Origin of the sequence: Burkholderia mayonis (genome assembly GCF_001523745.2) — a bacterium.
In the GTDB taxonomy this organism is placed as follows: domain Bacteria; phylum Pseudomonadota; class Gammaproteobacteria; order Burkholderiales; family Burkholderiaceae; genus Burkholderia; species Burkholderia mayonis.
This window is the reverse complement of the sequence record NZ_CP013386.1, coordinates 2554330-2567091: the sequence shown is the minus strand read 5'-3', so window position 1 is coordinate 2567091 and position 12762 is coordinate 2554330. Positions and strand designations below refer to the sequence as shown.

6 protein-coding genes are annotated in these 12762 nt (G+C 71.0%); 4 read left to right on the top strand and 2 right to left on the bottom strand.

Features of this window, described 5'->3' with window-relative positions; all coding sequences use genetic code 11:
- Positions 1-46: 46 nt before the first annotated feature.
- Complete coding sequence (locus tag WS70_RS31520; protein WP_159082895.1) at positions 47-391, bottom strand: hypothetical protein; 345 nt, start codon at positions 389-391, stop codon at positions 47-49.
- 202 nt (positions 392-593) lie between these two features.
- Between WS70_RS31520 and recC the strand changes: the two genes are divergently transcribed.
- Genes recC through arfB form a run of 4 tightly spaced genes read left to right on the top strand, consistent with a single transcriptional unit; the run spans position 594 to position 10697 of the window.
- Positions 594-3932, top strand: a complete 3339-nt coding sequence (gene recC, locus WS70_RS12330; protein ID WP_059597194.1) for an exodeoxyribonuclease V subunit gamma — start codon at positions 594-596, stop codon at positions 3930-3932.
- Complete coding sequence (gene recB / locus WS70_RS12325; protein WP_059597193.1) at positions 3929-7717, top strand: exodeoxyribonuclease V subunit beta; 3789 nt, start codon at positions 3929-3931, stop codon at positions 7715-7717. Before recC ends, recB begins: the two co-directional genes overlap by 4 nt.
- Positions 7714-10296, top strand: coding sequence for an AAA family ATPase (locus WS70_RS12320; protein ID WP_059473215.1), 2583 nt, complete (start codon positions 7714-7716; stop codon positions 10294-10296). The genes recB and WS70_RS12320 overlap by 4 nt, the downstream gene beginning before the upstream one ends.
- Complete coding sequence (gene arfB, locus WS70_RS12315) at positions 10293-10697, top strand: alternative ribosome rescue aminoacyl-tRNA hydrolase ArfB (protein WP_059473216.1); 405 nt, start codon at positions 10293-10295, stop codon at positions 10695-10697. The genes WS70_RS12320 and arfB overlap by 4 nt, the downstream gene beginning before the upstream one ends.
- A gap of 566 nt (positions 10698-11263) precedes the next feature.
- Here arfB and WS70_RS12310 read toward each other — a convergent pair.
- Positions 11264-12550 (bottom strand): sensor domain-containing phosphodiesterase, encoded by a 1287-nt coding sequence (locus WS70_RS12310; protein ID WP_059597192.1) that lies wholly within the window; start codon positions 12548-12550, stop codon positions 11264-11266.
- Between the last annotated feature and the right edge of the window lie 212 nt (positions 12551-12762).

Genomic DNA, 12762 nt, shown 5'->3' with positions numbered 1-12762 from the left:
GAGTGAGCTGGCGACGAGGCGCCGGGGGGGCTGATTGGCGACGAGTCTATCGTATTTCTGCGTCGCGAAAATCGGTGTTGGGGGCGTTCGGCGTTCGGCGTTCGGCGTTCGGCGTTCGGCGTTCGGCGTTCGGCGTTCGGCGTTCGGCGTTCGGCGTTCGGCGTTCGGCGTTCGGCGTTCGGCGTTCGGCGTTCGGCGTTCGGCGTTCGGCGTTCGGCGTTCGGCGTTCGGCGTTCGGCGTTCGGCGTTCGGCGTTCGGCGTTCGGCGTTCGGCGTTCGGCGTTCGGCGTTCGGCGTTCGGCGTTCGGCGTTCGGCGTTCGGCGTTCGGCGTTCGGCGTTCGGCGTTCGGCGTTCGGACTCTGACCGCGGCGCGGGACGCAGGTTCAGCACGTCGTCGCCCGCGCATCGCGATGGCGATGCCGGCCCGGCGCAGCCTGCGATCCGGCGGCGGCGCGGCACGGTTTCCGTCGCCGCGTCGCCGCGACGGGCGCGCATCGGCCGATCGGCCAGATTCTCGCGCGGTCCTCCTCCCTTTGCTATCCTTGGCTCCTCGACTTGCCGGGTATCCGCCCGGCGTCTTTCGCTCCGCTTCATGCTCCATCTTTTCTATTCGAACCGCCACGAGACGCTTGCTGACGCGCTGCTCGACGATCTTGCCGCCGCGTCGGACGGCGCGGGGCCGTGGGCCGCGCAGCAGGTGATCGTGCCGAGCGCGGCGCTGCGCCGGCGGCTCGAGCTCGACGTCGCGAAGCGGCACGGCGTGTGCGCGAACGTGCGATTCAGCTATCTCGCGCAATGGCTGTGGGCGCAGATCGGCGAAGTGCTGACGGTGCCCGTGCATTCGCCGTTCGCGCCCGATCGTCTCGTGTGGCGCTGCTACCGGCTGCTGTCCGGCGACGGCGCGGCGCCGTGGCGCGCGTCGCCGCGGCTCGCCGCGTATCTGGCCGCAGCCGATGCGCCGATGCGCCACGAACTCGCGCACCGGATCGCGACGGTGTTCGACCACTACCTGACGTATCGCCCGGAGTGGCTTGCGCAATGGCAGGAGGGCGAATCGATCTTCGCGCTCGAAGGCGCGCCGCGCCACGGCGGCGATGCCGCGCGCGACGACGAGACGTGGCAGGCGGCGCTCTGGCGCGCATTGCTCGCCGAGCTGTCCGACAGCGAAATGCCGCCTGCGCACCGGTTCCTGCGCGACGTCGGCTCGCTCGATCCCGACATCGTCGCGCACGCGAAGTGGCCGGAATCGGTCAGCGTGTTCGCGCTGCCGACGATGCCGCCTTTGCACATCGCGCTGCTGCGTGAGCTGTCGCGCTGGATCGGCGTGCGCATCTACGCGCTCAATCCGTGCCGCGAATTCTGGTTCGACATCGTGACCGCCGCGCGCGCCGAATCGCTCGACGCGGCGGACCAGCTCGACTATCAGGAAGTCGGCCATCCGCTCCTCGCCGAATGGGGCCGGCAGACGCAGGCGCAGCTTCACATGCTGCACGAGCTGACCGAGAGCGCGGTGGCGAGCGACGCGTCGCGCTACGCGGAGAATCCCGCGCCGACGTGGCTCGCGCGTGTGCAGAACGCGGTCCTCGGACTGCAGCCGGAGGACGCGCTCGGCGAGCCGCCCGCCGAGCGCGGCATCGAGGTGCACGTATGCCACAGCCTCGCACGCCAGCTCGAGGTGCTGCATGATCGTCTGCTCGCGTGGTTCGACGCGGAGCCGAGCCTCGCACCGTCGGACGTGCTCGTCGCGATGCCGGATCTTGCGGCGGCGGGGCCGCTGATCGACGCGGTGTTCGGCACCACGCCGGGCGCCGACACGGCGCGCATTCCCTATCGGATCACCGGCTTGCCGCCGTCGCAGGCGAATCCCGTCGCACGCGTGCTGCTCGATTGGCTCGCGCTGCCCGAGCGCAACGTCGGCGCGCCGGAGCTGATCGAATGGCTGCGCGTCGATGCGGTCGCCGCGCGCTACGGCATCGACGCGGCGGCGCTCGAGACCGTGCAGACGTGGCTCGCGGCGGCGGGCGCGCGTCGCGGGCTCGCGCCTGACGCGCCGGAAAATGCGAACGCGGCGGTGCCCGCGTTGCGCCACACGTTCGCCGATGCGCTGACGCGGCTCTTCCTCGGCTACGCGATGCCGGACGGCGCGGCGCCCGTCTCCACGTGGCTGCCGATCTCCGGCGCGGAAGGCGGGGAAGCCGAGCTGCTCGGCCGGCTCGCGCGCTTCACCGACGATCTCGACGGCTTCGCGCAGCGGATTGCCGGCGACCTGACGCCGCAAGGCTGGGGCGACGCGTTCGCCGATGCGCTCGCGCGCTTCTTCGATTCGGGCCCGGCATTCGCCGACGCGCTGTCCGGCGTGCGCGACGCGCTCGACGCGATGCTCGCCGCGATGGCGGAGGGCGCGGGCGGCGTCGAATTGCCGGCCGCCGTCGTGCGCGCGGGCCTTGCGGCGGCGCTCGACGATCCGGCGCGCGGCGGCGTGCCGTGGGGCGGCGTCACGTTTTCGTCGCTGACGAGCTTGCGCGGGCTGCCGTATCGCGTCGTATGCCTGATCGGGATGGACGACGGCGTGCTGCCGAGCCTCACGCGCGCGGACGAATTCGACTTGATGGCCGTGTTCGCGAAGCTCGGCGACCGGCAGCGCCGCGACGACGAGCGCAACCTGTTCCTCGATTTGCTGCTCGCGGCGCGCGACCGTCTGCTGATCGCCTACACGGGCCGCAGCATTCGCGACAACGCACCGCTGCCGCCCGCGGCGCTCGTCGACGAACTGCTCGATCATTTGGCGACGGTGTCGGCAGGGCCGGACGCGCCGCCCGACGCGATCGACGCCGCGCGCCGCGCGTTCGTGATCGAGCATCCGCTGCAGCCGTTCTCGACCGAGTACTTTGCACCGGGCGGCGCGCTCTTCACGTACGACGCGTCGCGCGCGACGCTCGCGCGCCTCCTTGCCGAAGGCGGCCAAGCGGCGGCGCAGCCGTTTTTCTCCGGGCCGCTGCCGGCCGAGCCTGCGGAGCCCGTCGCCTTCGCCGATTTCGAGCGCTTCTGGCGCCATCCGGCGCGCTCGCTGCTGCGTGCGCGGCTCGGCATCGTGCTCGCGGACGCACAGGCGGAACTCGTCGACACCGAGCCGTTCGAGCTCGATTACGCGGGCAGCGACGCGCTCGCCGAGCGTGTGCTGCCGTTCCTGATCGAGACGGCCGATGCGGCAGCGTTCGAGCGTGTGCTGCGCGTCGCCGACGCGAGCCCCGAGGTGCCGGGCGGCGCGACGGGCGCGGTGCGGCGCGACCACGAGCTCGACGCGCTTGCGCAGCTCGCGGGCAACGTTCGGCGCGCGCTTGCCGACGGCGCGACGCGCATGCCGTTCGCATTCGAGATTTCCCCCGCCTGGCCCGCGGCCGGCGATGCGCGATGGTTCGGCGCGCACGACGCCGAACTCGCGTTCGCGGCGACGCGCGAGCCGTTGCGCCTGCATGGCGCGCTCGCGCGGCTGACGGCGGCGGGGCAGGTGATCTACCGCTACGCGCGGCCGGGCGCCCGCGACTATCTGTCCGCGTGGCTCGCGCATCTCGTCTATTGCACGATCGATCCCGACGGACCGCGCCGCACGCGGTGGTTCGGCAGCGGCGACACGTTCGAATTCGCGCCCGTCGCCGCGCCGCTCGAGCAGCTTGCGCCGCTCGCCGCGTTGTTCCGCGCGGGCCGCCGGATGCCGCTCGCGTTTTTCCCGAGGAGCGCATGGGCGCTCGTGTCGGAGAGCGAATCGAAGGCGGCTGGCGTATGGATCAACGACCGCGTCGCGGGCGAAGCCGACGATGCCGCGCTCGCCCTCGCATGGCGCGGTGCGAATCCGTCGCTCGACGAGCCGTTCGGCGCGCTCGCGCATCTCGTGTTCGATCCGCTCGTCGAGCATTTGCGGAGGGCGTCATGAGCCGCGCCGCACTGTCCGGCCCGTCGACGAGCGAGCTCGACGTCTTCGCGTGCGCGCTCGACGGCGTGAACCAGATCGAAGCGTCGGCGGGCACCGGCAAGACCTGGAACATCTGTGCTCTCTACGTGCGCCTGCTGCTCGAAAAGGATCTCGGCGCGGACGAGATTCTCGTCGTCACCTTCACGAAGGCGGCGACGGCCGAGCTGCACGAGCGGATTCGCGGGCGCCTCGCCCAGCTCGCGCATGCGCTCGACACGGGCGACGACGGCAACGATCCGTTCGTCGCGCGCCTGTTCGAGACGACGCTTTCGCCCGCGCGCGGTCTCGATCCGGCGACGGCCGCAAAGCGCGTGCGACGCGCGCTGCGCGCGTTCGACCAGGCGGCGATCCACACGATCCACGCGTTCTGCCAGCGCGCGCTGCAGGAAGCGCCGTTCGCGGCCGCGATGCCGTTCGCGTTCGAGATGGAGGCGGACGACGGCGCGCTGCGCTTCGAACTTGCCGCCGATTTCTGGCGTACGCGCGTCGAGCCGGTTGCGGCGGCGCATCCGGCGTTCGCCGAGTGGCTCGTCGAATACGGTGCGAGTCCTGCTGCGCTCGACGCGCAGCTCGCGCGGCGCTTGAAAAAGCCGCTCGCCGAGTTGCGCTGGGACGGACTGCACACGGCCGACGACGATGCGGAGGCCGCCGCCCGCGAGCACTTCGACGCGGCGGCCGGCATCTGGCGCGCCGAACGCGGCGCGCTCGACGCGTTGCTCGCCGGCGCGCAGCCGTCGCTGAACCAGCGCTCGCACAAGCCGGAGGCGGTGGCCGAGGCGCTCGACGCGTGGGCGCGCTACTTCGAGCAGGCGAGCGTGGTGGCCGCGTTGCCGCGCGCTGCGCTCAAGCTCACGCAGGCCGCGCTTGAAAAAGCGACGAAAAAAGGCGGCGCGACGCCGCGCCACGCATTCTTCGACGTCGCGCAGGCGCTCGAGGCGGCCGTTGCCGCGGTCGAGGCCGCGCAGCGCGCGCGCTGGCTGTCGATCGTCGCGCAATGGCTCGACACCGCGCCTGCCGAGCTCGCGCAGCGCAAGCGCACGCGCCGCGTCGTGTCGTTCGACGATCTGCTCGCGAACCTGTATCACGCGCTCGAAGCGCATCCATGGCTGCGCGAGACGCTGCGTGCGCGCTATCCGGCCGCGCTCATCGACGAGTTCCAGGATACCGATCCGCTGCAGTTCGCGATCTTCGACACGATCTTCGCGCCTGCCGGCCCGCTCTTTCTCGTCGGCGATCCGAAGCAGGCGATCTACAGCTTTCGCGCGGCGGACCTGCATACGTATCTCGCCGCGCGTGCGCGGGCATCCGCGCGCTACACGCTCGCGGTGAACCAGCGCTCGACGCCCGCGATCGTCGACGCGTGCAACCGCGTGTTCGGCGCGAATGCCCGCGCGTTCGTGCTTGACGGACTCGATTACGAGCCGGTGCGCGCCGGCTCGCGCATGCGTGCGCCGCTCGTCGATACGACCGATCCGCTCGCGGGCGCGGGCGACTTCCGCGTGTGGACGCTGCCCGCCGGCGACGGCGGGCTGACGAAGCGCGACGCGCAGCGGCAGGCGGCGCATGCGTGCGCGGCCGAGATCGCGCGGCTGATGCGCGGCGCGCGCGAGCGTGAGGTGACGCTCGGCGGCGAGCCGCTGGCGGCGTCCGGCATCGCGGTGCTCGTGCAGACCCATAGGCAGGGCAGTCTCGTGAAGCGCGTGCTCGCCGCATGGGGCATCGGCAGCGTCGAGCTTGCGCAGGCGTCGGTGTTTGCGACGATCGACGCCGAGCAGCTCGAACGCGTGCTTGCGGCGATCGATGCACCCGGCGACCTGCGGCGTTTGCGCTCGGCGCTCGCATCCGACTGGTTCGGGCTCGATGCGGCGGCGCTCTGGCGTCTCGAGCAAGGCGACGCGGCACAGGGCGACGTCGAGGACGCAGCGCGCGTAGCTGCGGACGACGGGCGCGCGCGCGCATCGGCGAGCGCTGCCGCGCCGCCTTCGGCGGATGCCGACGCGATGGGCTGGGTCGAGCGCTTTTCCCGCTATCGGCTGTTGTGGCGCGAACGCGGCTTTGCGGTGATGTGGCGCACGTTCGCGAACGAGCTGCGGATCGCCGAGCGGCTGATGGCCGGTCAGGACGGCGAGCGGCGCGTGACCGACGTCAACCATCTGGCCGAGCTGACACAGGCGCGCGCATCCGCGCAGCCGGGCATCGCGCCGACGCTGCGCTGGCTCGCCGCGCAGCGCCTCGAAGGCGGTGGAGACGATGCGCAACTGCGGCTCGAGTCCGATCGCAACCTCGTGCAGATCGTCACCGTGCACAAGTCGAAGGGGCTCGAATACGCGATCGTGTTCTGTCCGTTCCTGAACGACGGCGGGTTGCGCGAGCCGAGCGGCTCGGGCCTGCCCGATGCGCGCGAGTATCACGACGAAGCGGGCGGCGCGGTGCTGCATTACGGCTGCGACGACGAGGCGGCTGAACGCGCGTCGCGCGAAGCGATGCGCGAGCAGGCGGCGGAGCGCGCGCGGCTCGTCTATGTTGCGCTCACGCGCGCCGTCTACCGCTGCTATCTGGTCGCGGGCACATACGTGTCGTCGCGCTCGACGAAGGAGGCGCGGCGCAGCGTGCTGAACTGGCTCGTCGCGGGCGCGGGCCGCGATTTCGACGCATGGCTCAAGGAGCCGCCCGAAGACGCGGAGCTCGCCGAGCGCTGGCAGGCGCTCGCAGGCGGCCCCGTGACGCTCGGCGCGCTGCCCGTACCGGCGCATCGCGAGCCGCTCGCGGCCGGCCACGAGACGGACGCGACGCGAGCGGCGCGACGCGCGACGCGCGGGCTGCGCGACGCATGGCGGATCGCGAGTTTCAGTTCGCTCACGTCGGCGCTCGCGCGCGAGGAGGGCGGTATCGCGGGCGTCGCCGACGAAGAAACGCGGCCCGATCACGACGCGCTCGCCGCCGCGATCGATGCGGACGCGCCCGACGCCGCCGCACGAGCGGCGACTGCCGTCGCGCGCGAGCCCGCCGAAGACGACATCCTCGCATTCCCGCGCGGCGCGGCGGCGGGCGAATGCCTGCACCGGCTGTTCGAGCTGAGCGATTTCTCCGACGCGTCCACATGGCCGGCGGCCGCGCTGCGCGCGCTGCACGAGCGCCCGGTCGAAGCGGAGCTCGCGCTCGCCGCGCGGCTGCCCGCGATGATGACGCGGCTCGTCGCTGATCTCGCTGCAACCGAGCTCGTGCCGGGCATGCGCCTGGCGGCGCTCGATCCGGCGCGGCGCCTGACGGAAATGGAATTCCTGTTTCCCGCGCCCGCGCTCGATTTCAACGCGTTGCGGCGGCTGCTCGCCGCGCACGGCTATCCGGACGTCGCGCTCGAAGCGGGCACGCTTGCCGGATTCGTCAAAGGATTCATCGACATGATCGTCGAGCACGACGGCCGCTTCTGGATCGTCGACTGGAAGTCGAATCATCTCGGCGCGACGCCCGATGCGTACGGCCCGCGCGCGCTCGACGCCGCGATGGCGCACCACGCGTATCACCTGCAGGCGCTGCTCTATACGGTCGCGCTGCATCGCTATCTGCGCGTGCGGATGCGCGACTACGACTACGACGCGCACATCGCAGGCTATCTGTATCTGTTCGTGCGCGGCGTGCGGCCCGGCTGGCGCAGCGGCGACGCACCGGCGGGCGTGCATGCGCGACGGCCGGCGCGCGCGCTCGTCGAAGCGCTCGATGCGCTGATGCGCGAGGGGGCGGCATGAGTACGGTCGACGAACGCTTCGCTTGGACGGGCGGCCTCGCCGACCGTCTGCCCGAGCCGGCCGATTTCGGCCTCGCGCTCGCCGAAGGCTTCGCGCGCCGGATCGGCATGCTGTCGCGCCGCCTCGGCGCACCCGCCGCGGCGGCGCGCTGGGCGGCGCGCGCAGCGTTTGCCGCGAGCCGCGCGACGGCGGCGGGGCACGTGTGCGTGTCGCTGCACGCGCTCGCGCAGCGCTACGACGAGCCGTTCGCCGACGTGAGCGATACGCTTGCGGCGAGCGGCGTGACCGCGTTCGGCGGGATTGCTCGCGGCGGTGAATGTCCGCTCGTCGTCGATCGTGACGGGCGCCTGTATCTCGCGCGTTACTTCGAATATGAGACGCGGCTCGCGACCGCGCTCGTCGCGCGAGCCCGTTCCGCCGATGCCGCGATGGGCGGCGTCGGCGGGCTCGCGCCCGAGGCGCTCGGCGAGCGGCTCGTTCGCTATTTCGGACCGCAGAAGGAGCGGGGCGTCGACTGGCAGCGCGTCGCGGCACTCGTCGCGCTGACGGGCGGCGTGACGATCGTGAGCGGCGGGCCGGGCACTGGCAAGACGACGACGGTCGCCGGCGTGATCGCGTGCCTGCTCGACGCGCATCCCGACTTGCGGATCGCGCTTGCCGCGCCGACCGGCAAGGCGGCGCAGCGGATGCAAGAGGCGCTGCACGCGCGCGCCGGCAGCCTGCCGGCCGAGCTCGCGATGCGCCTGCCGCAGAAGTCGTACACGCTGCACAGGCTGCTGGGCGGCGGTCCGGGCGGGCGCTTCGCGCATCACCGCGACAACCCGCTGCCGTACGACCTCGTCATCGTCGACGAAGCGTCGATGATCGACGTCGCGCTCGCCGCGCACCTGCTCGACGCGCTCGCGCCGAACACGCGCCTCGTGCTGCTCGGCGACAAGGATCAGCTCGCGGCCGTCGAAGCGGGCGCGGTGTTCGCGGAGCTGAGCGCGCAGCCTGCGTTCAGCGCGACGGCGTGCACGACGATCGCGCGCGCGCTCGGCATCGACGAGGCCGAGTTCGTGGCGGCGCTGCCGGACGGGATCGTCCGCGACGCGGCGGGGATTCGGACGGCCACTGCGGATACACGCGAGGCCGTCATCGATGCGAGCGCAGCGGCGTGCGCTTTGGCCAATGCGGCCGTTCCTGCGGCGCGAGCCATGGCCATGGCGGCCGACAAGGCCGCTGCCGAACCTGCGCCGCCGCGCGCCGGTCGGCGAGGCGGCGCACGCGAATCGAAACGCGCGGCCGACGATGCGCAGGGATCGCTGTTCGCGTTCGACGACGAAAGCACGCGGGGCGATGACGCACTGGGCGACGCGCAGCAGAATCGGCGCGACACATCGGGCGTGCACGGGGCGTCGAACGTGCGGGATGTTCACGGCATGGGTGGCGCGCAACGCAGACCGGCACCGGCCGATGACGGAATTCCGGCCGATTTGCCGTGGGACGCGTCCGCCGCCGAGCCGGCTGCGTGGATCGACGCAGGCGAGCTCGCGTGGCTCGACAACGCGTCCTTCTCGTCACTCGAAGACGCCGCGACGCATGCCGCGTCGGGCGAGCCGGGCACCGTATCGGCAGCCGGAGCCGTTGCACGCGTGCGTGCCGATGCAGTAACCGGCATGAGCGCCGATGCGGGCGTGGAACCGGGCGCTTCGGCATCGATGACGCCCGTCGAATCCACATCGTCGGCAGCACTTGCCGCCGCGCCGCTGACCGACTGCGTCGTCTGGCTCGAGCGCAACTATCGTTTCGGCCTCGATTCGCCGATCGGCAGGCTGTCGCTCGCGATCCGCCGCGGCGCGGTGCAGGATGCACTCGATGCGTTGTCGACAGCCGACGATGCGGCCGCACGCTTGTGCGACGACGGCGGCGCGACGCTGTCGGCCGCGACGATCGAACGGATCGCGCAGGGCTTCGCCGGCTACGCGGCCGCGCTGCGCGACGCACTCGCGACGCCCGTGCCCGATTCGCTGCCGCTCTTCGACGTGCTCAACCGCTTCCGCGTGCTTTGCGCGACGCGCACGGGCGCGCGCGGCGCGGACGAGGTCAATGCGCGCGTCGCGGCCGAGGTGCGCCGTGCGATGCGCGTGCCGCTCGCGATCGGCGCGCACTGGTTCGCGGGACGGCCCGTGATGGTGACGCGCAACGATTACGCGCTCGGGCTGTTCAACGGCGACATCGGCATTGCGCTGCCGGACGCGCGCGGCGCGCTGCGCGTCTGGTTCCGCGGCGCGGACGGCCGCGCGCGCGCGGTGTCGCCCGCCGCGCTGCCGCCGCACGACACGGCGTTCGCGCTGACCGTCCACAAGTCGCAGGGCTCGGAGTTCGACGACGCGGCGTTGATCCTGCCCGCGTCGTTCAATCGCGTGCTGTCGCGCGAACTCGTCTATACGGCAATCACGCGCGCGCGTTCGCGGGTGCAGATCATCGGCCCGCGCGCGGTGCTCGCGCTCGCGATCGCGACGCGCACCGCGCGCGATTCCGGGTTGGCCGCGCGAATCGCAGACGCGCTGCGCGCTCGGCCGGAGGGGACGCGATGACGCTGCGCTACGCATTCTCGCCGGATGAGGTCGAGTTGATGGCGGTTCGCGCGCAGGGTGCCGGGGGGCAGAACGTCAACAAAGTGTCGAGTGCGATTCACCTGCGCTTCGACATCCGCGCGTCGTCGCTGTCGGACGAAGTGAAGGCGCGGCTTCTCGCGCGTTCCGATCAGCGGATCACGCGCGAAGGCGTCGTCGTCATCAAGGCGCAGGAGTACCGCACGCAGGAGAAGAACCGCGCGGCCGCGCTCGCGCGGCTCGATATGCTGATCCGCAGCGCCGGCGTGACGCTGCGCAAGCGGATTGCGACCCGGCCGACGCGTGCGTCGAAGGAGCGCCGGCTTGCCGAGAAGAGCCGGCGCGGCGAGGTGAAGTCGGGGCGCGGCAGAATCGTCGATTGAACGCGTTCGGCTTTTGGCGCTCGATATGCGGCGCTCGAAGCTCGAAGCTCGAAGCTCGAAGCTCGAAGCTCGAAGCTCGACGTTCAAAGCTGGAAGTTCAAAGCCGAAAGCCGCAAGCGACGTTCGATGTCCGGCACGTCGCACGCGGATCGAGCGTGCCGATGACAACGATCGACCGGGCCCGGCGCGAAGGCCGGCAGCAGCTAGGTCGACGCACGGCTCCGCAAATGCTGTTGTGTGTGCGCCTAAGCCGGTGAACGGCGGTCAAATGGGATACCCGTTGCTCGGCCAGCGAATGAAACCGAGGTTCGAGCGAGCGGCGCGGCATGGCAACTCGAAAGCTGCCTGCTCGAGCCGCAGCCGCACCCGCACCCATCGTGCGCCTCGCATTCGGATCGAGTGTCTATACACATCGAATGGCATATCGCCTTCATCGAGCGGACGTCGAATGGACAAATGCACGCGGCGTATCGCTGCGCCGCTCATATCTCCATTCGTCCATCCCTGTCCGCGAGGCACTCGCAAGCGAGGCGGTGTTCGATCCGCACGCCGCCTCCGCCGCGCCCCTACTGCCCGTCGCCGTCCGACGAGGAGAAATCGAAGTCGACGCAAAACACCTTCAGCGTCGTTCCGAGATGGATCGCGACGGCCGCCGTGTAGCAGTCGCGGCCGTCCGTCAGCGAGAAGTGCGGTCCCATCAGCGCGACGCGTCCGGGCGCCGCGACCGCACGCTGGAAATACGCGCGCCGCGACCAGTTGCTATGCAATTCCGGCAGCAGCGGCGCGAGCCGCCGCGTCGTCACGCTCGGCGCATCCGGCGTCTCTGGCGTGACGGACGGCTCGATCTGGTCGCCGTTCGCCTCGGCGACGAACACGCGCCGCACGATCGGATTCGTCAGCAGCCGTTGCGCGGTGCCGCGCAGGTCCTGGGTTTCGGCGTAATCGGCGGCGCCCGCGAGCACGATCCGCTCGATCGTGTCGAACCCGGGATGCACGGCGCCGCTGCGCCGCTCCTGCACGCGCTCGGCGAAGCGCGCCCATGCGGCCTCGATGCATGTCGGCGCGTAACGGCGCGCGCGCTCGAGCGACGGATCGGGCTGGCCGAAGCAGAAGCCCTGGACGAAGTCGACGTCGGCATCCATCAGGATCTGTAGAGCGTCTTCGTTCTCGACGCCCTCCGCGAGCACCATCGTGCCCGCGTGGTGCAGCATCGTGACGAGGTGATGGACGATCCGGTGCGCGTCGCTTGCCGCGAGCGAGCGTTCGACGATCGAGCGATCGAGCTTCACGATGTCGGGCTTCATCTGCCAGATGCGGTCGAAGTTCGAGAAGCCTGTACCGAAATCGTCGATCGCGATCAGGAAATCGCCGTGCTGGATCATGTCGAGCGTGCGGGCGAGCGCGGCTTCGTTGCGTGACGGCTGCTCGATCACTTCGAGCACGACGCGCGTCGGCGGCAGTGCGAAGTGCGCGCACAGCGCCTCGATGAACTCGCGCGGCGCGACGCCGGCGTCGAACATCTGCGGCAGCACGTTCAGGAACAGCCAGCACATGCCCGTGTCCTGCGCGGCGAAGTTCGCGACGTGCAGGCAGCGGGTCATGCGATCGAGCAGGATCGTCTCGCCGCGCGCCTGCGCGCGCGCGAACAGCGTGTCGGGCGAGATCGGCGCGCCGTTCGCGTCGGTCGCGCGCACGAGCGCCTCGTAGCCGACGACGCGCTTGTGCGTGATCGAAATCACCGATTGAAAGGCGCTTGAAAGGGTGATGTCGTGATATTGCGCGCACCAGCCTTCGTCGCCGCGGGTGAGCTGCGAGATGAGGCTGTCGGGCGAGAGCCTCTGCGATTTGGGCATGTTGTCAGCATCGCCGCCAAGAGCGGTAAAGGGCGCGCCGTGCGGCGGACATGTGCGCGAGCGCTCATAAGGACCACGCGGCGAAAGACGAAGTGCGTCATTTCCGCGTCCGATGGGGAATTAAATCGAGTGTAACGAATGTCAGCGTGTATTGCGCATCGGGGATACGCTTAACCCGGTGTCGCAATGTCGCGTCGCCGCGCCGGACGAAA